The 21,592-nt window shown below is 70.8% G+C and carries 17 protein-coding genes; 10 read left to right on the top strand and 7 right to left on the bottom strand.

What is annotated here, in order from left to right:
- Window positions 1-9 precede the first annotated feature (9 nt).
- The 3 genes from ABZ434_RS10005 (at window position 10) to ABZ434_RS09995 (ending at window position 1,776) form a co-directional block, all read left to right on the top strand.
- Window positions 10-243 carry an acyl-CoA carboxylase epsilon subunit gene (locus ABZ434_RS10005; protein WP_359133662.1) on the top strand — a complete coding sequence of 78 codons (234 nt, stop codon included), beginning with the start codon at window positions 10-12 and terminating at the stop codon, window positions 241-243.
- 112 nt (window positions 244-355) lie between these two features.
- Window positions 356-1,120, top strand: a complete 765-nt coding sequence (locus ABZ434_RS10000; protein ID WP_359133659.1) for an alpha/beta fold hydrolase — start codon at window positions 356-358, stop codon at window positions 1,118-1,120.
- Between the two features lie 386 nt (window positions 1,121-1,506).
- Entirely contained in the window at window positions 1,507-1,776 is a 270-nt protein-coding gene (locus ABZ434_RS09995) for a PqqD family protein (protein ID WP_328896449.1), read from the top strand.
- A gap of 81 nt (window positions 1,777-1,857) precedes the next feature.
- Here ABZ434_RS09995 and ABZ434_RS09990 read toward each other — a convergent pair whose 3' ends face one another.
- Entirely contained in the window at window positions 1,858-2,472 is a 615-nt protein-coding gene (locus tag ABZ434_RS09990; RefSeq protein WP_359133656.1) for a TetR/AcrR family transcriptional regulator, read from the bottom strand.
- A 247-nt stretch (window positions 2,473-2,719) separates the two neighbouring features.
- On the opposite strand from ABZ434_RS09990, the gene ABZ434_RS09985 reads away from it, so the two are divergent.
- The 4 genes from ABZ434_RS09985 (at window position 2,720) to ABZ434_RS09970 (ending at window position 8,413) form a co-directional block, all read left to right on the top strand.
- Window positions 2,720-5,443: an AAA family ATPase gene (locus ABZ434_RS09985; protein WP_359133654.1), complete on the top strand. Its 2,724-nt coding sequence runs from the start codon at window positions 2,720-2,722 to the stop codon at window positions 5,441-5,443.
- Between the two features lie 124 nt (window positions 5,444-5,567).
- A complete protein-coding gene (locus tag ABZ434_RS09980) occupies window positions 5,568-6,416 on the top strand; it encodes a metallophosphoesterase (protein ID WP_359133651.1) in 849 nt (282 codons plus the stop codon).
- Window positions 6,413-7,078, top strand: a complete 666-nt coding sequence (locus ABZ434_RS09975) for a 4'-phosphopantetheinyl transferase superfamily protein (protein WP_359133648.1) — start codon at window positions 6,413-6,415, stop codon at window positions 7,076-7,078. Before ABZ434_RS09980 ends, ABZ434_RS09975 begins: the two co-directional genes overlap by 4 nt.
- 420 nt (window positions 7,079-7,498) lie before the next feature.
- Window positions 7,499-8,413 (top strand): hypothetical protein, encoded by a 915-nt coding sequence (locus ABZ434_RS09970; protein ID WP_359133645.1) that lies wholly within the window; start codon window positions 7,499-7,501, stop codon window positions 8,411-8,413.
- A gap of 143 nt (window positions 8,414-8,556) precedes the next feature.
- On the opposite strand, the gene ABZ434_RS09965 is transcribed toward ABZ434_RS09970, so the two are convergent.
- Window positions 8,557-9,810, bottom strand: a complete 1,254-nt coding sequence (locus tag ABZ434_RS09965) for an Ig-like domain-containing protein (protein ID WP_359133642.1) — start codon at window positions 9,808-9,810, stop codon at window positions 8,557-8,559.
- Between the two features lie 258 nt (window positions 9,811-10,068).
- Entirely contained in the window at window positions 10,069-11,301 is a 1,233-nt protein-coding gene (locus ABZ434_RS09960; protein ID WP_359133639.1) for an Ig-like domain-containing protein, read from the bottom strand.
- 225 nt (window positions 11,302-11,526) lie between these two features.
- Between ABZ434_RS09960 and glgX the strand changes: the two genes are divergently transcribed.
- Entirely contained in the window at window positions 11,527-13,719 is a 2,193-nt protein-coding gene (gene glgX / locus ABZ434_RS09955) for a glycogen debranching protein GlgX (protein ID WP_359133725.1), read from the top strand.
- A 10-nt stretch (window positions 13,720-13,729) separates the two neighbouring features.
- On the opposite strand, the gene ABZ434_RS09950 is transcribed toward glgX, so the two are convergent.
- Genes ABZ434_RS09950 through ABZ434_RS09935 form a run of 4 tightly spaced genes read right to left on the bottom strand, consistent with a single transcriptional unit; the run spans window position 13,730 to window position 17,419 of the window.
- Complete coding sequence (locus ABZ434_RS09950) at window positions 13,730-14,380, bottom strand: response regulator transcription factor (protein ID WP_359133637.1); 651 nt, start codon at window positions 14,378-14,380, stop codon at window positions 13,730-13,732.
- 36 nt (window positions 14,381-14,416) lie between these two features.
- Window positions 14,417-15,670, bottom strand: a complete 1,254-nt coding sequence (locus ABZ434_RS09945) for a histidine kinase (RefSeq protein ID WP_359133635.1) — start codon at window positions 15,668-15,670, stop codon at window positions 14,417-14,419.
- 26 nt (window positions 15,671-15,696) lie between these two features.
- Window positions 15,697-16,479 carry an ABC transporter permease gene (locus tag ABZ434_RS09940; protein ID WP_359133633.1) on the bottom strand — a complete coding sequence of 261 codons (783 nt, stop codon included), beginning with the start codon at window positions 16,477-16,479 and terminating at the stop codon, window positions 15,697-15,699.
- Between the two features lies 1 nt (window position 16,480).
- Window positions 16,481-17,419: an ABC transporter ATP-binding protein gene (locus ABZ434_RS09935; protein ID WP_359133631.1), complete on the bottom strand. Its 939-nt coding sequence runs from the start codon at window positions 17,417-17,419 to the stop codon at window positions 16,481-16,483.
- A gap of 187 nt (window positions 17,420-17,606) precedes the next feature.
- Here ABZ434_RS09935 and ABZ434_RS09930 point away from each other — a divergent pair, with 187 nt between their 5' ends.
- Both ABZ434_RS09930 and ABZ434_RS09925 read left to right on the top strand, forming a co-directional pair.
- Window positions 17,607-19,478 (top strand): ABC transporter ATP-binding protein, encoded by a 1,872-nt coding sequence (locus ABZ434_RS09930; protein ID WP_359133629.1) that lies wholly within the window; start codon window positions 17,607-17,609, stop codon window positions 19,476-19,478.
- A complete protein-coding gene (locus ABZ434_RS09925; RefSeq protein ID WP_359133626.1) occupies window positions 19,475-21,376 on the top strand; it encodes an ABC transporter ATP-binding protein in 1,902 nt (633 codons plus the stop codon). Before ABZ434_RS09930 ends, ABZ434_RS09925 begins: the two co-directional genes overlap by 4 nt.
- The last annotated feature ends 216 nt before the right edge of the window (window positions 21,377-21,592 follow it).

Raw genomic sequence — 21,592 nt, 5'->3', positions numbered from 1 at the left:
GACCACCCCATGACCACCGCCCCCCGCTCCCCCGCGTCCCGATCCGCGGATCCGGACGGTACCCGGCCGACCCTGCGCTTCCTCGCCGGTGTGCCGTCCGCCGAGGAGATCGCCGCGGTGACCGCCGCGCTGCTGAGCCTGCACCGTGCCCCGGCGGCGGGCCCGGACGCCCGTCGAGGCGCGGCGCCGCGGTGGAGCGCACCGCTTCACTACCGGCCGCCCGGAAGCTGGGCGGCCCGATGAAGCGAGGGCATCACCCCTCGCCGAGCTCACAAGCACAACCCCAGCCCCACCCCCAGTCACAGCAACACCCACAGCCCCAACCTCAACCCCAGACGAAGGATGTAGAGCACTGATGACGGACGACTCCCGGGAGACCGGACCCTGGATCCGGCGTTTCCATCCGGCGCCCGAGGCCCGCACCCGCCTGGTCTGCTTCCCGCACGCGGGCGGATCGGCCACCTACTACTTCCCGGTGTCGCGTGCACTGTCCCCGGCCGTCGACGTTCTCGCGATCCAGTACCCGGGCCGCCAGGACCGGAGGAACGAGCCCTGCGTCGAGAACATCGAGGATCTGGCCGATCTCGTCGTCGAGGAGCTGCGTCCCTGGGGGGACCTGCCCCTGACCCTGTTCGGCCACAGCATGGGCGCGACGCTCGCGTTCGAGGTGGCCCGCAGGCTGGAGGCCGCGGGGACCTCGCCGGGCACGCTGTTCGCCTCCGGCCGCCGGGCACCCTCCCGGGTACGCGACGAGCGCGTGCATCTGGCCGACGACGACCGCCTCATCGCCGACATCACCCAGCTGAGCGGCACGGACGCCGCGGTGCTCGGCGATCCCGAGATCCTGCGCATGATCCTTCCGGCGATCCGCAGTGACTACAAGGCCGCGGAGACCTACCGCTACCGGCCGGGGCCGCCGCTCGGCCTGGACGTCGTGGCGCTCGTCGGCGACGCCGATCAGCAGGTGACGGTCGACGAGGCGGAGTCGTGGCGCGAGCACACCACGGCTTCGTTCGAGCTGAAGGTGTTCCCGGGAGGCCACTTCTACCTCGACTCCCACGTGGCCCAGGTGCTCGACCTGATCCGCGCCCGTACGAGCACGCTGACGGTCGGATCGTGAGCGGCCGGGGACGAGGGACCGTCCCACCGTCGCTCCCGGTCACACACGGGTGAGTCCCGTACGGGGGCGCCGATGACCGGCGCCCCTTCCCGGACCCGCTCCCGCCTGCCCCGGAACCGTTTCCGGGGCGGGCGTACTTCATGTACCGGGCAATGTATTCCGGACAGAGTTGCGCTTCCCTCACCAGAATCTAGACGACCGTACTAGACTAACGTCTATCGCGGCATCGGGCAGCCTGCCCTCATGAGCCGATGTGCGAGGCAGCCCCGGTCGGCGCCGGCAAACGCACCGCCCGGACAGACATCCCATCCCCGCCCCGCGTACACGGTCACGCCTCCTTCCCATGGTTGGCCGTCACCGACCGGCTATCGACTACGGAGGCCAGAGTGCCGGTACGACCAGAGAACGGCGTCACCTCACGCGTCACCGAGGACGGGTACCTCGAATTCCTCACCGCGGCGGACGGCGCCAGCTACCGGTGCAGCCCCGTGGCCGCGGCCATGTGGATCGCGTTGCGCCAGCACAACGGCCAACTCGGGCCGGCTGCCGAGATGCTGGCCGAGCTGTGGTGCACGGACCCGGAGAACACCCGTACCGACATGGACATCTGGGTCAGCGAGCTGCGGGACGCCGGCCTCGTCCGCGACGAACCCTGAGCGCGGCGGCGCACCACCGGCCCGTCGGGTGCGCCGGCTTCCGACCCCACACCCCTCCACATCGGCTGCGGCCTGCCCCGCTCAGGCGGACGGCCCCGCTCCGGCGGTGGCACCCTGGTGCAGCACCAGCATCGCCCTCATCGCCTCGGCCAGATCACGCCCGGAAGGCGCGGTCTCCGGCGAGAACAGCCACAGCGACATCACGCCGTTGAGCAGGGCGGCGTAGAAACGGCCGAGGGTGACCGCCATCTGCTCGTCGACCTCGCTCTCGTCCACGCCATGGAAGAGCGCCACCAGCGCCGACCAGCCGAACGGCTGCGCCTTGGAGAGCCCCTCACGCATCTGCGGCAGGTTCTCCGCGTGCACGGCGACCTCCACGCTCAGCGCCCACAGGGGTTTGCGCTCCGGGAAGATCTCGACGATGCGGTTCCAGACCAGCTCGAAGCGCTCGATCGTCGACGACGCGGATTCGAGATCGGCCCCGATCGCGGTGCCCGGCCCGAACTCGTCCGCCCACTCCTGCATCGCCTGGACGTACGCCTGCACCAGCAGGGCGTCCTTGGAGCCGTAGTGGTACCCGATGGACGCCAGGGCGGTTCCTGATGCGGCCACGATGTCCCGCGCGCTCGTCCGGGCGAACCCCTTCTCCAGCAGACAGCGCTTCGCACCTTCCAGGAGATCTTCACGGTGACCCACAGCACCACCCTTGCCTCGAAGCCGTCGGGGCATCTTAGACCCACCCAACTGCCCTGAAACCGCCAAGCGTTGACCCTCGGCGCCGGAGACTCCACCGTCTCGCCGAGCGTGCAGCTTGTGGCCACTAGAGGATGCGCCGAGCGTGCGCCACACTCATAGGCGTGTAGCGTACGCACACGCGTTCCATATACGCCACGCACGTTCCATCAAGGCATTTTCCCAATGCCGGGACAGGTCGAAGCGCAGCATGGGTTCGGGGGACTCTGTGGAATTTGCCGAAAGAGAGCTGGAAGTACGGGCATTGCGCACCGCACTCAGTGAGTGCCGGAGCGGCGCGGCCCGCATCGTTGTCATCGAGGGAGCCGCAGGATGCGGAAAGAGTGAACTCATCGACTCCCTCGCCGAGTGGGCCGACGAGGACAATCTGACCCTGCGGGCCTTCGGTTCACCGACCGAACGGGAGCTGCCGCTCGGCCTCATGCGACAGCTGACCGGGGACGCCCCGGCCGGCGCGCTCCCCGAAGTTTCCGCCGCACCGGACGGCGAGCCGCAGGTCAGCGCGATGCGGGAGTTCCAGGCGGCGTTGGAGAGACTGAGCGCGACGACTCCGGTCATCATCTCCGTCGACGACGTGCACCACGCGGACAGCGCCTCCCTGCGCTACCTCCAGCACATCGTCCGGCACAGCCGCTCCACCCGGATGCTGCTGGTGCTCACGACGCCCCTGCACCAGGACAGCCAGGACGCCTCCTTCGGAACGGAGCTGCTGCGCAGCCGCAACGTGCGGCGCCTCCGGCTGCGGAGGCTCACACCCGAGGGGTGCCGGCGCGTCGCGGCCTCGTCCCCCGGCCCCACACCGCGCGAGGCGCTCTCGGGCGAGCTGCACGCGATCAGCGGGGGCAACCCCTTGCTGCTGCGCGCGCTCCTGGAGGAGTACCGTTCCGCTCCGGCCACCACGGACGCCTTCCGCCCCGAGCAGGGCGGGCTGTTCGGACAGGCGGTCCTGACCTGCCTGCGGCACAGCGGACCGCGGATGCTGGACCTCGGAGCGGCCCTGGCCGTACTGGGCGATGCCTACACACCGGAGCGGGCGGGCCGGCTTCTGTGCGTCCCCGCCTTCACCGCCGCGCAGTCGGTCGCCTCCCTGTCCGCGTCCGGCATCCTCAGCGGTCACCTCTTTCCGCACCCGCACACCAAGACGGCCATCCTCGATCAGGTCCCGGCCGACGTGCTGGCCGGTCTGCATCTGCGTACCGCCGAGCTCCTCCACACGGAGGGCGAATCCGTCACCCGGGTCTCCGGGCACCTGCTGAGCGCCGCCCAACTGGGCGGATCGCTCGACGGCCTGCCCTGGGCCGTGGACGTGCTGCGGGAGGCCACCGAGGACCTGCTGACGCACAGCGACCCCGCCAGGGCCACCCAGGCTCTCGAACTCGCCCATGAACTCAGCCGGGACGAGCAGCAGCGGGCCGACATCAAGACCCGGCTCGCGGCCGTCACCTGGAGGGTCAACCCGGGGCGGGCCGAGAAGCACCTGTCCGCCCCGCTCGCGGTGCTCCGCGCCGGCCGCCTGGCCGCGGAGCGCCTGGCCCCCCTGGCCGAACTCCTCACCTGCCAGGGCCGGGTCGCGGAGGCGGGAGAGGTGATGTCCCGGATTCTCCGGGAGACCGTGGCGAGCAGCACCGGGAGCCAGGACCGGACCGCATTCGGACCCCGCCCGGACGAGGCCGCGGAGGCGTCCGACGCCCGGTCCGAGAATCCGCGAGGGCCCGGCGAGGCGAGGCCTGGGCCCGGATCCGGCAGCAGCACGGAGTCCACGGCCGCCGAGCGCTTCCTGCGTACGACCGTCCTCACCGACGACACGCTGGAACCGGTCATGCGTGCCCTGCGGTCCCTGGCCTACTTCGGTCACCCCGAACGGGCCGCCGCCTGCTGCCGCGAGCTGATCGCCGAGGCCGAGCGCCAGAAGGCCCCGGCCTGGCAGGCCCTGTTCTCCTCGGCGCTCGCGGCGGTGCTCCTGCGCCTGAGCGATCTGCACGCCGCCGAGGAGTACGCGTGCAGGGCGCTCGACTGCCTGCCGGAACAGAGCAGCAGCGCGTTCGTCGGGAGCCCCACCGCCACCCTGATCCGCGCGCGCACCCTCATGGGAGACCATGCGGCGGTTGCCCGTCAGCTCCACCAGCCCGTCTCGGACACGCTGTTCAAGAGCACCCATGGTCTCGCCTACCTTCGCGCCCGCGGCCACTACCTGATGGCGACCCATCAGCTTCACGCCGCACTGGGCGACTTCCTGGAAGCGGGCCGGCTGGCCCGGAGCTGGGGCGTGGACCGGCCGGCGGTGCTGCCCTGGCGCACGGACGCGGCCGACGTACTGTTCCGGCTCGGTGAGACGCAACGGGCCAAGGCTCTGGTGGAGCAGCAGTTCGCCGACCCGGACGCGCGCCGGCCGTGGGTACGCGGAATCAGCCTGCGTCTACGCGCGGTGACCTCGGATCCGCGCCAGCGGCTCTCCCTGCTCAACCAGTCGGTCGACGAGCTCGGCCGGTCCGGTGACCGGGTGGAGCTGGCCCGTTCGCTCGCCGAGCTGGGCCGCGCCCTGCGGGCGGTCGCCGAGCCCGCCCGTGCGGACGCGGTGATCCGCAGTGCGTGGAACCTCGCCCGGGAGTGCGGTGCCGAGTCCCTGTGCGAGGAGTTCAGCCCGGAGCTCGGTCCCGAGGACCGGATGCGCCGGCGCGGCGCCCCGGAGGACTTCCGCTCCGATCCCGACACGAAACTGAGCGAATCCGAGCGCCGGGTGGCCACTCTCGCGGCCGGCGGGTACACCAACCGTGAGATCTCCCTGAAGCTGCACATCACCGTCAGCACCGTCGAGCAGCACCTGACGCGCGTCTACCGCAAGCTCAACATCACGCGTCGGCAGGATCTGCCGGTGGATCTGCACCTTGCGGTCTCCACGGCCGAAGCGGTCTGATGAACCGTAGCGGCCGGCCGGGCGAGAAGGTCCGGCCGGCCGCCACGGTCCGGCCCGACGAGCTGTCCGGTCGGCCGCGACGGTCCGATCAGCCAGGTTCCACCCGATGGAAGGACTGACCTCCGTGACCCACGGAAAGCTGTTCGCGCTCAGCGACCAGCACGTCGCCCATGCGGAGAACCGGCGCATCACCGAGTCGATCCGGCCGGAGTCCGACGGCGACTGGCTGCTCGTGGCCGGGGATGTCGGCGAGAAGTTCGAGGACATAGCCTGGGCGCTGAAGCTCCTCGCGGGGCGGTTCCGCAAGGTCGTCTGGGCTCCCGGCAACCACGAGCTGTGGACACATCCCGCCGACCCCGTCGACCTGCGCGGCACGGAGCGTTACGAGTCCCTGGTCGAACTGTGCCGGGAGCTCGGCGTGTTGACCCCGGAGGACCCGTACCCGGTCTGGCACGGCGGTGCGGAGCCCGTGACCGTCGCCCCGCTGTTCGTCCTCTACGACTACTCCTTCCGCGCTCCCGGGACCCTCACGAAGGAGGAGTCCCTGCGCGTGGCCCACGAGGCCGGGGTGGTGTGCACCGACGAGTACCTGCTCCACCCCGACCCTTACCCGTCGCGTGACGCCTGGTGCCGGGCCCGGGTCGCCCTCACCGAGGAACGGCTCGCGGCCGTCGACCCCCGGCACCGCACGGTCCTGGTCAACCACTATCCGCTGGTCCGGGACCCCACGCGGATCCTGACCCATCCCGAGTTCGCCCAGTGGTGCGGCACGGAGCTGACCGCGGACTGGCACCGGCGCTTCCGGGCGGCCGCCGTCGTCTACGGCCACCTCCACATCCCCCGGGTCACCTGGCACGACGGTGTCCGCTTCGAGGAGGTGTCGATCGGGTACCCGAGGGAGTGGCGTTCCCGGCCGCCCCGCTCGCCACTGCGTCAGATCCTGCCGAGCCCCGCACCGGAGCACACGGCATGATCAACGCCGTACTGCCCCCGGATGTGGCTGCCGTGAGCGCGTTCGGCGATCTGGCGCCCGCGGACGGCCAAGGGCTCTTTCCGGCGGAGACGGCTGTGATCGCCCGTTCGGTGCCGCACCGCCGCGCCGAGTTCACCACCGTCCGGCTGTGCGCGCGCCGCGCCATGGACCAGCTCGGAATGCCTCCGGTTCCCCTGGTGCCGGGGAAGCGGGGCGCGATCGACTGGCCGGCCGGCGTCACCGGCAGCATGACCCACTGCGCCGGCTTCCGCGCCGCGGCGGTCGCACGCACCGAGGTCACCGCCTCACTGGGCATCGACGCGGAGCCGAATCTGCCCCTGCCCGACGGCATCCTGGAGGTCGTCTCCCTGCCACGCGAGAGGGCCGCGCTCGCCGGACTCTCCCGGCGACGGCCGGACGTGTGCTGGGACCGGATGCTGTTCAGTGCCAAGGAGTCGGTGTTCAAGACCTGGTATCCGCTGACCGGGCGCGAGCTCGACTTCACGGAGGCGGAGCTCGACTTCGACCCCGGCGCGGGCACGTTCTCGGCGCGCCTCCTGGTGCCCGGCCCCGAAGTGGCCGGCCACCGTCACGGCACGTTCCCGGGACGCTGGACCGTGGGACACGGCTTCGTCCTGACCGCGATCACCCTGCCCTGCTGAAGCGTTCGCCCCGAAATCCGTCCGCCGCCCCTCCCCCTCGTGCGGCGTGCCCGAACGGTGTCACGATCTGAACACAAGTAAAGGGAAAGTAAATGAAACACCTTAATTGAGTAAATACTGTTCGGTAAACAACCCCCTCGGTTACGCTCATGACCGACCGAGCCCAATCGGAACGACTTGCCGGAAATTCTGGACGAGGGGGACCTTTTCCTGACGCAGCATCGCCGATACGTCGTTTTCCAAGGACCCCTGCGTTAATTTTCGCCATCCGTTCCGAAACCTTCCGTATTCCCTCTCTCCACTACTTGGCCGTACTCTCGGATCACTCGTGAGCGAATTAACGCTCCATTTCTCTTCACGAAATCCGGATACCGTAGAGTTGACGCCCGGACGACCTGCGGGCGTAAGGGGGAGCAGCGAATGCCGGCAGCCAGAGGGTCCCACTCGGTCGGGGAATGCACACCACTGGAACACGGCGCGCCGTCGCAACGGATCGGCGGGGACGAGACCCCGTTCGACCGCGAGCGCAACCGGCCCGGCGCGGTGGCCTCTTCCTCCCCGGCAGGCGGCCCCTCGGGCATCACGGCCTTCCACACGCTGATCAGCGAGATGAGCATCCGCTGCCGGCGGGAGCTGCTCCTGGTCCTGCCCAGTGGGGCCCGCCCCTGCCAGTCGTTCCCCGCCGCCCGGACCATCGCCCTGGACCTGCTCGGCCGCGGGGTGCGCGCTCGGCTGATCTACCAGCACGCCATACGCGGTGACCTGGTCACCCGGGCCCTGGTGCGGGAGCTGACCCAGCACGGGGCCGAGGTCAGGACCAGCGCCGAACTGATCGATCCGCTCGTCGCCTTCGACCGCGAGGCCCTCGTTCTGCCCCATTCCCCCGGCTCCTCCCGAGAAGGCGGCATGACGACGGCGGTCGCGGTGCGGGACCAGGCGATGGTGGCCTTCGCCTGTGCCGCTTTCGAGAACCTGTGGAACACCGCGAGCCCGCTCATTCCCGACGCCAAGGACACCCCGCGCGCAATAGATGCCCTGAAGAAGTCGATAGTGCGCCTCATGGCGATGGGCCACAAGGATGAAATGGTGGCCCGCCGGCTCGGTATATCGGTCCGTACCTGCCGACGGCATATCGCTGAAATCATGGATGAACAGGGCGCCATCAGCCGATTCCAGGCCGGCGTCGTCCTGACCCGTGCAGGCCTGGTCGACGATCCTTTTCCGGCGTCCCGGACGAACATGACGGAGAATGATTCCGACCCGTCGGCCAATCCCTGTGCCGAGGGTGGGCCGGCGCCGTCGCCCCAAGGGCTGTCCCGAACATCACCCGACTAACCGGACGGTTACGCACTCGTCGCGTACCGGCGCGAATACCGCATCCCACCGCCTTTCGGAGGCCGACCACGCAGAACGACGTCGGCTCCCAGGACCTCGGTGAGGTCCTGGGAGCCGACGTCGCGTCGCAGGTGACTACGGCCCTACTTGGTCCACTCCGACCAGCTCATGTTCCAGCCGTTGAGGCCGTTGTCCGGCTGGATCGTACTGTCGTGGGAGTTCTTGACGACCACGACGTCTCCGATGAGGGAGTGGTCGAAGAACCAGGCAGCCGGGGTGCCCGGGTCACCGGCGCCGCGCGCGTCCTGCAGACCGACACAGCCGTGGCTGGTGTTGGTCGTGCCGAAGATGCCCGACCCGCCCCAGTAGTTGCCGTGGATGAAGGTGCCCGACGTGGACAGGCGCATCGCGTGCGGCACGTCCTTGATGTCGTACTCGCCGCCGAAGCCCACGGTGTCACCGTTCATCCGGGTCACCCGGAGCTTCTCGCTGATGACCATCTGCCCGTTGTACGTGGTGGTGGCCGGAGCGCCCGCCGAGATCGGGATGTCCTTGACCTGCCGGCCGTCGCGGACGACCTTCATCCGGTGCGAACTCGCGTCCACGGTGCTGACCTGCCGGCGGCCGACGGTGAACGAGACCGTCTTGGCCTGCTTGCCGTAGACCCCCGGACGCCCCTCGACGCCGTCGAGGTCGAGCTTCACGGTCACCTTGGTCCCCGCGGCCCAGTAGTTCTCGGGACGGAAGTCCAGACGGTCGTTGCCGAACCAGTGGCCCTCGATCTCGACGGCGGGTTCGGCCGTCACCTCGATGGCCTTCTCGACCGACTCCGGGTCGGTGATGCCCCGGGTGAAGTGAATCGAGACCGGCATACCGACGCCGACCGTGGAACCGTCCTCCGGGGTGTACTGCCCGATGAAGGTGTTCTTCGGCACCAGCGTGGTGAAGGTGGTGTCCTTCGCCGACTCACGGCCCTTCGCGTCCTTGGCGACCGCGTGGACCTTGTACTTCGTCGCCGATGCCAGGTGCCGGTCCGGCTCCCAGGTCGAGCCGTCCGCCGCGATCTTCCCCGCGACCTCGGCACCCTTGGGGTCGGAGACCTTGACCGTGGCCAGCTTCCCCTGGTCGGCGGAGATCTTCAGTGCCCCGCTCGTGGCGACGGAATCGGCGCCGTCCTTGGGCACGATGTTCACGACCGCCTGCGACGCCGTGGTGTCCCCGGTGCCCGCCCCGGCCGCCTTACCGCCCTTGCCCCCGCTGTCGGTGTCTCCCCCGCCGCACGCCGTCACCAGCAACAGCAGCGCACCCAGTACCAGAGCCAGCAGACCGGTGCCCCCGCGCCCCCGCCGCCTGCTGTCCGCCCCGGCCGATGCCCCCGATATCGGCTGCCCGTTCAATTGTGGTCGTCTCCCCTCACACGGCCTGGTCCCGCCAAGGCCCCAGGGAGCCCGCAGGCTCCCACCCCCGCACGCTGCACACGCGCGCTCAGCGAAAGATAATCACACCGACGGCGGGCAGATCTTCCCCGGAATGTCACCGTTCCGTCCCAACTCGTTCCAGCAGTTCGCCTGGTCGCGTGTGGTGCCGCCGGGACGACGGACGGCGCGGCCGAAGCGGCCGCGCCGTCACTGGGGTCCGGGAATGGTCCAGGGGTGTCAGCGGAGTGCGGAACCCGCCTTCCACCGCTTCCAGTCCATGTTCCAGCCGCCCAGCCCGTTGTCCGGAGCGACCTTCTTGTCCTTGGAGTTGACGACCTCGACGACGTCTCCGATCAGCGTCCGGTCGAAGAACCAGCCGGCCGGGGTGGAACCGCTGCCGCCCTGCACGTCTCGCAGCCCGATGCAGCCGTGGCTGACGTTGGTCGAGCCGAAGATGTCCTCGTCCGACCAGTAGTTGCCGTGCAGGAAGGTGCCGGACTCGGTGAGCCGGATGGCGTGCGGGACGTCCTTGATGTCGTACTCGCCCCCGAAGCCGACGGTCCGCCCGTCCATCCGCGTCACCTCGTGCATCTCACTGACCACCATCCTGCCGTTGTACGTGGTCGTCGTCGGGGAGCCCGCGGTGATCGGGACGGTGGAGACGAGCTGCCCGTCCCGGCGCACCTCCATGGTGTGGGCGGCCGAGTCCACCCGGGACACCTGCTCACGGCCGATGGTGAACCTGACCGTCTTGCGCTGGCTCCCGTACACCCCCGGCGCCCCCTCCACATCGCGCAGCCCCACCTCGACAGTTACTTCGGTGCCCGGCTGCCAGTAGGCGGCGGGGCGGAAGTCCAGGCGCTTGTCGCCGAACCAGTGCCCCGCGATCCCGACCGCCGGATCGGCCGTCACGCGAATGGCCCGCTGCACGGCCGCGCGGCGGGTGACGGGACGGTTGAACTGGAAGGAGACGATCATGCCGGTGCCGACCGTCGACCGGTTCTCCGGCTTGAAGTACCCGATGAAGCGGTGCTCGGGAACCGCCGTGGTGAACGTGGTGTGGCGTGCCGAGCGGCGCCCCGCGCCGTCCACGGCCACCGCGTCGACGCTGTACTTGGCGGCGAGCCCGAGCCGGGCGGCCACCCCCTGCGGGGACCAGGAGAGCCCGTCCTCGGCGATCAGGCCCCGCACCTTCTGCTCCTGCGCGTCCTCGATCCGGGTCACCTCGACGCTCTCCAGGCGCCCGTCGGGGACCTTCACCTCGACCCGGGTGTCCGGCGCGACGTCATCGGCCCCGTCCCGCGGGGTGATCCGGATGGCTTCCTGCGGCGAGCGGGGTTTCCCGCCGATGATCGAATCCGTACCCGAGCAGCCCGTCAGGACAGCCAGTACGGCCAGTACGGCGATCAGTCCCGACCGGGCCGTCACGGTCGCCGGGCTCGCCCCTGCCTTCTTCGCTACGTGGTTCACGTTCCCCCAACGACGGGGGCGGGCCGGGGGAAACGTGAGTGCGGGCCCCGTCGTGGGCAGAACAGAGGGGACGACCACACTCGGGGAGCCGCGGCCGGGACGCCGCACGCCCCCTTTCCGGTGCCGGTCCCACGAGCCGCGGGAGGCGAGCAGGTGTCGAGCGCAGCCGAGCAGGAGGCAGTGCCGAGGGCGGACAAAGGGCCGTCCGGGGCGGCGGTGGAGCGGGTGGACGCCGCCGGATCCGGGCAGGTCACCGAGCCCGCGCAGCGCCCGCCCGCCGTGTGGCCGGGGGCTCCGACGCCCCTGGGCGCGCGCTTCAGAGTGGGCCCCGACGGGGTGGCGGGCACCAACTTCGCCCTGTGGGCCGGCGGGGCGGAGGCCGTCGAGCTCTGCCTCTTCGACGAGGACGGCGCCGAGACCCGTCTCGCGCTGACCGAGCTGACCCATGAGATCTGGCACGGCTTCGTGCCCGGTGTGCGGCCCGGCCGACGCTACGGCTACCGGGTGCACGGCCGCTGGGATCCGTGGACGGGTGCACGGTGGAACGCGGCGAAACTGCTGCTCGACCCCTACGCACGGGCCGTCGACGGGGATTTCACCCTTCCGGCCGAGGTGTACGGCCATGTGAGGGACTGGCCCCAGCAGCAGGTCGCCGACACCGTGCGCGACGAACGCGACTCCGCTCCGTACGTCCCCAAAGGGGTGGTCGTCCATGACGACGACGACTGGGCCGAGGACCGGCGGCCCAAGACCCCCTGGGCCGACTCCGTCATCTACGAACTGCACGTCCGCGGCTTCACCGCGCGCCACCCCGGCATCCCGGAGGAACTGCGGGGTACCTACGCCGGTCTCGCGCACCCCGCGGCCATCGGACACCTGCGGCGCCTGGGGGTGACGGCGGTGGAACTGCTGCCGGTGCACCAGTTCGCCCACGAGGACCATCTGCTGCGGCGCGGGATGCGCAACTACTGGGGCTACAACTCGATCGGCTACTTCGCTCCCCATGCCGGATACTCCGCGAGCGGCACGGCGGGAGAGCAGGTCGGCGAGTTCAAGCGGATGGTCCGCGCCCTGCACGACGCCGGGATCGAGGTGATCCTCGACGTCGTCTACAACCACACGGCCGAGGCGGGCGAACTGGGCCCGATGCTGTCCCTGCGCGGCATCGACAACCGCGGCTACTACCGGCTCCAGCCCGACGCCCGCCGGTACGCCGACTACACGGGCTGCGGCAACACCCTGCACGTGGTGCAGCCCAACGTTCTGCGGCTGATCACCGACTCGCTGCGGTACTGGGTGACCGAGATGGGCGTCGACGGCTTCCGCTTCGACCTCGCGGCGGCACTGGCCCGTTCGATGCACGACGTCGACATGCTCTCTCCGTTCCTGGCGGTGATCGCCCAGGACCCCGTGCTGCGCCGGGTGAAGCTGATCGCCGAGCCGTGGGACGTCGGCAACGGCGGATACCAGGTGGGGGCCTTCCCCCCGTTGTGGACCGAGTGGAACGACCGGTACCGGGACGCCGTACGGGATTTCTGGCGCGGAGCCCTTCCGGACGTACGCGACCTCGGCTACCGGCTGACCGGATCGAGTGACCTGTACGCCTGGGGCGGCCGGCGGCCGTACGCCTCGGTCAACTTCGTCACCGCCCATGACGGGTTCACCCTGCGCGACCTGGTGAGCTACCAGCACAAGCACAACGAGGCCAACGGCGAGGGGAACCGGGACGGCACCTCGGACAACCGGGCCTGGAACTGCGGCGCCGAGGGCGAGACCGACGACCCCGGCGTCAACGCGCTGCGCCGCCGCCAGTTGCGCAATCTCCTCACCACGCTGCTGCTGTCGACCGGGGTGCCGATGCTCGTCGCCGGCGACGAGATGGGCCGCACCCAGGGCGGCAACAACAACGCCTACTGCCAGGACAACGAGATCGGCTGGGTGGACTGGTCGCTGCTGGAGCAGCCGCAGTGGCGGGAGCTGACCGCGCTGACGGCCCGGGTGCTCGCGCTGCGCCACGCCCATCCGGTGCTGCGGCGCCGTGCGTTCTTCTCCGGGCGGGCCCAGGCACCCGACGGGCTGCGGGATCTGGCGTGGTTCACCCGGCAGGGGGCGGAGATGACGGAGGAGGACTGGTACGCACCGGCCGCCACGATCGGGCTGTACCTCTCGGGGCGCGACATCCCGGGCCGGGACGCGCGGGGTGAGCAGGTGAGCGACGACAGCTTCCTGGCAGTGCTGCACGCCGGGGACCGGCCCGCGGACTTCCGGCTGCCGGGACCGCCGTGGGCGGACGCGTACGAACTGGTCCTCGACACCTCGCGGGAGGATCAGTCCGCCGCGCCGGGAACGGTCCACGACGGCGGCGCTGTCTTCGAGGTGCCGGCGAGGTCGGTGCTGCTGCTGCGGGTGAGGTCGTGAGGTCGTGAGGTCAGCCGAGGATGCCGCGTTCGTACGCGACCGCGACGGCCGCCGCGCGGTCCTTGGCGCCCAGTTTGGCGAAGACATGGGTGAGGTGGGTCTTCACGGTCGCCTCGCTGATGAACAGTTCGGCGGCGATCTCGCGGTTCGACGTCCCCCTGGCCACGAGTCCGAGCACCTGGCGCTCGCGCGCGGACAGCGCCTCGTGGCCGGGCGGGGCCGGGGTGCGCACCCGTGAGATCAGCCGGGAGGCGACGGCGGGCGAGAGGACCGTACGGCCGTCGGCGGCGGCTCGGACGGCCGTGAAGAGTTCGTCGCGCGGCGCGTCCTTGAGCAGATAGCCGGTGGCGCCCGCCTCGATCGCGGGCAGGGTGTCGGAGTCGGTGTCGTACGTGGTGAGGACCAGGACCTTGGAACGGGCGCCGCGCCCGGTCAGTTCGGTGATCGCCGCGACTCCGCCGCCGCCCGGCATCCGCAGGTCCATCAGGACGACGTCGGGGTCGAGCCGGACGGCCATGTCGACGCCCTCCACGCCGTCGGCCGCTTCGCCCAGCACCCGGAACTCCGCCGCCGACTCGAACATGCCGCGCAGTCCGTCCCGTACGACGGGGTGGTCGTCGACGACGATCAGCGTGATGACACGTGCGGGTTCCCGGTCCATAGCGGCCCACCGTACTGTGCCCGCCCCGTCGCCGCCTCAGCCGTGACGGACCATCGGGACCCGGGCGCAGACCGCGGTGCCGAGGCCCGGGCCGGTCTCCACCTCGACCGTGCCCGCGATGCGTTCGGCACGGGCCCGCATGCCGCCGAGCCCGAAACCGCCGGCGCCCCGGTACGGTGGTAGCGCGGACGGGTCGAAGCCGCGCCCGTCGTCGCGTACGTCCAGTGATATCTCGTCGCCCATGTACGACAGGGTGACGCCGGCCCGGGAGGCCGCGGCGTGCCGGGCCGCGTTGGCCAGGGCCTCTTCGGCGATGCGCAGCAGGGTGGCGCCGACCTCGTCGTGCAGGGGCTCGGCGGTGCCGGTGACGGTGAACTCGGCCCGGACCCCGGTCCGCTGCGACCAGGTGGCGACCGTCTTCTTCAGTGCGCCGGGCAGGTCGTCGTGCTCCAGCGCGGACGGTACGAGGTTGTGCACCGAGCGACGCGCCTCTCCCAGGCTGTGCCGGGCGAGCGCGGCGGCCCGGGCGAGGTGCTCGCCGGCGAGCACGGGGTCGGTGACGGCCGTGGAGGTGACGGCCTGGAGCTGGGCGATGATGCCGGTGAGTCCCTGGGCGATGGTGTCGTGGATCTCGGCCGCCAGCCGGCTCCGCTCGTCGGCCACCCCTGCCTCACGTGCCTGCACGAGGAGTTGGGCGTGCAGCCCGGCGTTCTCCGCCAGGGCCTGTTCGAGCCGGGCGTTGGCCGACTCCAGTGCGGCGATGGTGTCGGCCTGGGTACGCGCCTGCTCGGCCTCCCGGTTGCCGATCTGGGCGAAGACCATGGTGAGGCTCACGTGCACGGCGAGCACGATGGCGAACACGGCCCAGTTCATGAGGGTGATGGGCGGCAGGCCGCTGCCGGACTGCGACCCCGCCATGATGACGGCGATGGCGAGCAGCCCGGCCCGCATGCCCCGTCGCGGAAGCAGCCGGCCGGCGTCGAAGTAGCCGAGCACCGCGTAGATCGAGAAGAACGGGTTGCACCAGGTCAGCCCGAACGCCAGCAGGGTGCGGACCACGAAGTGCGCCTGGGACGCCCGCGATCCGGGCTCGGCCGGGGCCCGGCTCCACCGGAGCTGGAGGGCGAGCGCGGCGGGGAGCAGCACCGCGGCGGCGTACACACTCGTGCGGGACATGATGAGCCCGCTGGTCACGGCCGAGACGACCGTGGCCAGGCCGAGCAGCGCGTACGGTCCGTGCCGGAAGAGCCGCTCCCACCACTGCTCGGCCGTCGTCTCCCCCGTGTTCATGGGTGAAGTCTGCCCTCCCCCGGCTGCTACTCCCATCGGAACGTTCGGACCGCGGCCACCGCCGCCGACGCGGTCCACAGCGCCACCACTCCTAGGCACGCCCAGCTGGGCCAGGCGCCGGTGGCCGCGCGGTCCAGGACCTGGGAGGCCGCGCCGAACGGGGTGACCTCGACGATCCGGCGGAGTGCGTCGGGCATGGCCTGCACCGGCACCCACACTCCCGCGGTGAACATCATCGTGAAGAAGACGACGGAGCCGATGGCGGCCGCGATCTTGGTGGTGCGGGAGACGGCACAGACCAGCGCGCCGAGCGCCAGCACACAGGCGACGGCCAGCAGCAGCCCGAGCAGATAGCCGAACGGCTCCCCGGGCAGCCGTACTCCGAAGGCGATCCGGCCGACGGCCATCACCAGCAGGGTGGAGCCGAGCGCCGCGGCGCCGTGCAGGGCGATCTGCGCGCCCAGCAGTGCGGAGGGCCGCACGGGGGTGGTGGACATGCGGCGCAGGATGCCGCGTTCGCGGTAGCCGGTGAGTACGGGCGGCATCGCCTGGAGGCCGGCCATGATCATGGCGAGCAGCACGGCCACGGGTACGTACAGGTCGATGACCCGGCGGCCACCGAGCGCCTCGTCGTGCTCCCGGAAGGACGGGATCAGGCCGAGGATCGTCATGAGTACGGTCGGGAAGGCGAGGATCCAGAACAGGCTGCCGGGCTCGCGGAGGAAGAGCCGGGCCTCGGACCGCAGGACCGCGAGCGAGGCGCGCGAGGGGGCGGTGCGCGGCGCGGGGACGGTGTTCGCCGTGGCCATCTCAGACTCCCTGTTCGGTCAGGCCGCGCTCGTCCGCGGGGCCGGGGTGCTCGGTGAGGTCGAGGAAGGCGTCGTCGAGCGTGGCTTCGGCTACTCGGAGCTGGTGCGCGGTGATACGCAGGCGGGCCAGGAGCGAGATGACGGCGTTGACGGTGGCGTCGGTGCCGTTGATGGAGACCCGCCCGTTCCTGGTCCCGTACGAGGTGGCACCGGGCAGCCCGGCGAGCTCGGTGTCGGGGAGCGGCCGGGAAGGGGTGAAGGAGATGGCCGTGGGGCTGTCGGCCCTGGCGATCAGTCCGGACGGGGTGTCGAGGGCGACGAGCCGGCCCCTGTCGATCACGGCGATCCGGTCGCAGAGGCGCTGTGCCTCCTCCATGAAGTGGGTGACCAGCACCACCGTGACCCCGCTGTCCCGTACCTCTTCGATCAGCTGCCAGGTGTCGCGTCGTGCTCGCGGGTCCAGTCCGGTGGTCAGCTCGTCGAGGACCACCACCCGGGGGTTGCCGACGAGGGCGAGCGCGATGGAGAGGCGTTGCTTCTGGCCACCGGAGAGCCGGGCGAACCGGGTGGTGAGGCTGGTGTGCAGCCCCAGGCGTTCGGCGAGCGGACGCCAGTCGGCGGGCCGCGGGTAGAAGGCGCTGTACAGCTCCAGCGCCTCGCCCGTGGTGATCTTCGGCTGCAGTTCGCTCTCCTGGAGCTGTGCGCCCAGCAGGAGCGTCACGCGGGCGTGGTCGGCGACGGGATCGAGACCGGCCACCCGGACCGTGCCGTCATCGGGGACGCGCAGGCCCTCGACGCATTCGACGGTGGTGGTCTTGCCCGCGCCGTTGGGGCCGAGAATCCCGAAGATCTCCCCCTCGTCCACGGAGAAGCTCACCCCGTCGACCACGGGGCGGCCCGCGTAGATCTTGCGCACCCCGTTCACTTCGATGATTGCCATGCCTCAGAGCGTCGCGGGCGCACGCCCCGGGCGGCATCCGCCGACGCGCTCGAACCGGCATCGGCCGATCGGTTGATGCCGGGCTACGACCGCGCGCCTGCCGGACGCAGCCGGCTGTCCGTCAGGCGTTCACCGGCCGAGGAAAACCACGTGGCGATGTCAGTGGTGAAACGTAGGCTTGCCGCTGATGCCCGAAGAACATGTAGAGCCCAAGGACCGGTCCGTCGCGCAGTCACTGCTGCGGCTGTGGCCGTATGTGAAGCCGGTACGGACCCGTCTGTTCGGTGCCGCCCTGATCGCGGTCGTCGCGTCGTGTCTCGGCCTGGTGATCCCCCTCGTACTGAAGTGGATCGTCGACGGCCCGGTGGCCCGTCAGGACCCGGGCGGTGTCTGGATCGGTGCGTTGTTCCTGCTGTTGCTGGGGATCGCCGAGGCCGTCCTGTTCGGCGTGAGGCGGTGGCTGGTGGCGCGTCCGCTGGCCGGCGTCGAGGCGTCGATGCGGGCGGACCTCTACCGCCATCTACAACGGCTGCCGGTGGCCTTCCACGACCGGTGGTCCTCGGGTCAGCTGCTCTCGCGCGGCACCACGGACCTGATGCTGCTGCGGATGTTCCTGGCCTTCCCCCTGACCTTCCTGCTGGTCAACGCCACCACCATCCTGATCGGTTTCGTGATCCTGCTGCTCCAGGAGTGGACGCTCGGCCTGGTGCTGCTCGCCCCGGTCGTGCCCCTGGTGATCATCTGCTCGGTCTTCGAGACGAAGTACTCGGTGGTGGCGCGCAGGGCCCAGGACCAGGTGGGCGATCTGACGACGGTGGTCGAGGAGAGCGTGCTCGGCATCCGCATCATCAAGGGCTTCGGCCGGCACCGCAGCCAGGCCCTCGCCTTCCGGGCGCTGTCCGAGCGGCTGCGCACCACGGAGCTCGGCAAGGCACGGCTGCTCGCGGGCATCTGGGCGCTCATCACGACGCTCCCCGAACTCGCGATCGGAGCCGCGCTCGTGCTCGGCACGATCGAGGTCGCTGACGGCGGGCTCTCGGCGGGCACCCTGGTCGCCTTCCTCTCCACGGCTCTGGCGCTGCGATGGCCCGTCGAGTCGATCGGCTTCCTGCTGGCGATGAGCCAGGAGTCCGCGACGGCGACGGAGCGATTCTTCGAGGTGATGGACGTGGCGGAGGAGGAGGACACCGCCACGCCCGGGGACGCCGTCGCGGACGGGCACCCCGAGGCCGGCGGCATGGTCTTCGAGGGCGTGGGGTTCCGCTACCCGGACGCGGAGGAGGGGTCCGTACCCGTCCTCGACCGGGTCGATCTGCGGATCCGGCCGGGCGAGACGATGGCCCTGGTGGGGGCCACGGGATCCGGCAAGACCACGCTCACGGCACTGGTTCCCCGGCTGCACGACGCCACGTCGGGCCGGATCACCCTGGACGGCGAGGACATCACCGCCATGTCGCGCGAACGGCTGCGCGAGCTGGTGTCGGTGGCGTTCGAGGAGCCGACGCTCTTCTCGGCGAGCGTCGGGGAGAACGTGCTGATGGGCGCCGGCGGAGCGGGCGAGGAGGAGTTGCGGCGGGCCCTGTCGGTCGCGCAGGCCGACTTCGTCCATGACCTGCCGCACGGCGTCGACACCCAGGTCGGCGAGCAGGGCCTCAGCCTCTCCGGCGGCCAGCGCCAGCGCCTGGCCCTGGCCAGGGCCGTCGTCGGCCGACCGCGCTTCCTGGTGCTCGACGACCCGCTCTCCGCGCTGGACGTGCACACGGAGACCCTGGTCGAGGCGGCGCTGCGGCGCGTGCTGGAGGAGACCACGGCGATCGTGGTCGCGCACCGGCCGTCCACCGTGATGCTCGCCGACCGGGTGGCCCTGCTGACGGAGGGCCGGATCAGCGCGGTCGGTACCCATCAGGAACTGCTGCGCAGCAACGCCGAGTACGCCTGGCTGATGTCCGGCACGGGCGTGCCGGGCGGCGGGGAAACCACTGACGTGGCCCCTTCGGACACGACGGCCGACGACCTACCGGGCGCCCACGCCCCTGCCGAGGAGAGCAGCACCCGATGACGAGCACCACGACCGGGCGTCCCACGGAGCCGGACGACAGCGACAGTGCCGGGAAAGGGAGCGCCGGGGCCCCCGCCGCAGCGAACGAGGCGCCCGCCGGGCGCGCCGGGGACCCCTTCGACCGCGACGACCTGCCCACGCCGCGTGGCGCCACGCGCGCCCTGCTCGTCTCGCTGCTGCGGCCGCTGCGGGGCCGGGTCGTGGTGGCCGCGCTGTTCCTGCTGGTCCAGCAGGCCGCGGTCCAGGCGGGACCGCTGCTCGTGGCGTACGCCATCGACAGCGGCGTGCCCGCGTTCCGGGACGAGGACTACGGGCCGCTGATCGCGGTGGCCCTCGGCTACGCGCTCTGCTCGGCCGGCGCGGGCGCCATGCAGTACGCCTTCATCCGGGCCTCCGCCCGGGTCAACCAGGACGTGCTGCTCGACCTGCGGGGCCGGATCTTCCGCCATGCGCAGGCGCTGAGCGTGGACTTCCACGAGCGGTACACCTCGGGGCGGCTGATCTCGCGTTCCACGACCGATGTCGAGTCGCTGCGGGAGCTGCTCAGCGAGGGCCTCCAGGAACTGATCGGCGTCGTCCTCTCCTTCGTCTCCATCTCCCTGATGCTGCTCTGGCTGGATTTCGGCACGGGCGCCGTCGCGGTGCTGTCCTTCGTGCCGCTCTACCTGCTGGTGCGGCTCTACCGGCGCCGGGCTGCGGTGATCTTCGCGTCCCGGTCGACGGCGATCGCCTCGGTCATCGTGAAGTTCGCGGAGACGATGAACGGGATCCGCCCCGTCCAGGCCTTCCGCCGCGAGCCCGTCAACGACGAGGTCTTCCGGCAGCTGAACCACGAGCACCGGCGGACGAACGGCGACGCGATGCTGGAGAACGCGCGTTACGTCGTCGGGTCCCGGCTGGTCGCCAATACGGCCGTGGCCGGAATCGTACTGTGGGGTGCCTACCGGGTCGCCTCGGGAAGCCTGGCCCTCGGTGTGCTGGCCGCCGTGGTCCTGTACCTGCGACGGCTCTACGACCCGATCGACCGGCTCAGCATGTTCCTCAACTCCTACCAGTCGGCGGCGGCTTCGCTGGAGAAGATCGCGGGGCTGCTGGCCCAGACGCCCACCGTCCCCGAGGCCCTCGAGCCGCGTGAGCTGCCGGTTCCGGAGGACGAGCGCCCGGGCCGCGAGGTGGTTTTCGACGGGGTGAGCTTCTCCTACCGCACGGGTGGCGAGGTGCTCCCGCGCTTCGATCTGACCGTTCCCGCGGGCCAGACGGTCGCCGTGGTCGGTTCGACGGGTGCGGGCAAGTCGACGCTGGCCAAGCTGCTGGCCCGCTTCTACGACCCGTCCGAGGGCCGGGTCCTGCTGGACGGCACCGACCTGCGGGACCTGGCCACTCCCGATCTGCGGCGCGGGGTGGTCATGGTGACCCAGGAGGCCTTCCTGTTCTCCGGCACGGTCGCGGAGAACATCGCGATCGGCAGCCCGGACGCGTCCCGTGAGGAGATCGAGCAGGCCGCCAAGGCGATCGGTGCCCACGACTTCATCGCCGGTCTGCCCGACGGGTACGACACGGACGTGCGCAAGCGCGGCGGCCGGATCTCGGCAGGTCAGCGCCAGTTGGTCGCGTTCGCCCGCGCCCTGCTCGCCGACCCGGCGGTCCTGATCCTCGACGAGGCGACGAGCTCCCTGGACATCCCGGGCGAGCGGGCGGTGCAGCGGGCGATGGACACCGTGCTGCACGGCCGCACGGCGGTGGTCATCGCCCACCGGCTGTCGACCGTGGAGATCGCGGACCGGGTCCTGGTGATGGAGCACGGCCGCATCGTGGAGGACGGCTCCCCCGGGGAGCTCATCGGCGGCACGGGCCGGTTCGCCGGCCTGCACCGCGCCTGGCGCGAGAGCCTGGCCTGAGGGGCATGCGAGGGCGCGGAACGCGCCACACTTCGCGCCCGTCTCGACAGGTGGGAACTTTCCGCTTCTTCATATTCTTTTCGAACACGCCATCTTCGGGCTCAACCTCAACTCCCTCTTCACATTTGGGCTTCCGGGCCCCCGGATGACATCGCGGTAATGATCGACGAAACGTCCGCTTAACGAACATGACCATTCCGGCAACGGACGAATTCC

It is taken from the genome of Streptomyces sp. NPDC005761 (genome assembly GCF_040630635.1).
Classification (GTDB): Bacteria; Actinomycetota; Actinomycetes; order Streptomycetales; family Streptomycetaceae; genus Streptomyces.
Note: the sequence above shows the minus strand (reverse complement) of the source record. Positions and strands in the feature narration are given on the sequence as shown.

Excerpts from the sequence above, each read along its gene's own strand:
- ABZ434_RS10005 (WP_359133662.1), top strand. The coding sequence starts at position 10 with ATGACCACCGCCCCCCGCTCCCCCGCGTCCCGATCCGCGGATCCGGAC.
- ABZ434_RS10000 (WP_359133659.1), top strand. The coding sequence starts at position 356 with ATGACGGACGACTCCCGGGAGACCGGACCCTGGATCCGGCGTTTCCAT.
- ABZ434_RS09985 (WP_359133654.1), top strand. The coding sequence starts at position 2,720 with ATGGGTTCGGGGGACTCTGTGGAATTTGCCGAAAGAGAGCTGGAAGTA.
- ABZ434_RS09975 (WP_359133648.1), top strand. The coding sequence starts at position 6,413 with ATGATCAACGCCGTACTGCCCCCGGATGTGGCTGCCGTGAGCGCGTTC.
- ABZ434_RS09970 (WP_359133645.1), top strand. The coding sequence starts at position 7,499 with ATGCCGGCAGCCAGAGGGTCCCACTCGGTCGGGGAATGCACACCACTG.
- ABZ434_RS09950 (WP_359133637.1), bottom strand. The coding sequence starts at position 14,380 with ATGGACCGGGAACCCGCACGTGTCATCACGCTGATCGTCGTCGACGAC.
- ABZ434_RS09945 (WP_359133635.1), bottom strand. The coding sequence starts at position 15,670 with ATGAACACGGGGGAGACGACGGCCGAGCAGTGGTGGGAGCGGCTCTTC.
- ABZ434_RS09940 (WP_359133633.1), bottom strand. The coding sequence starts at position 16,479 with ATGGCCACGGCGAACACCGTCCCCGCGCCGCGCACCGCCCCCTCGCGC.
- ABZ434_RS09935 (WP_359133631.1), bottom strand. The coding sequence starts at position 17,419 with ATGGCAATCATCGAAGTGAACGGGGTGCGCAAGATCTACGCGGGCCGC.
- ABZ434_RS09930 (WP_359133629.1), top strand. The coding sequence starts at position 17,607 with ATGCCCGAAGAACATGTAGAGCCCAAGGACCGGTCCGTCGCGCAGTCA.
- ABZ434_RS09925 (WP_359133626.1), top strand. The coding sequence starts at position 19,475 with ATGACGAGCACCACGACCGGGCGTCCCACGGAGCCGGACGACAGCGAC.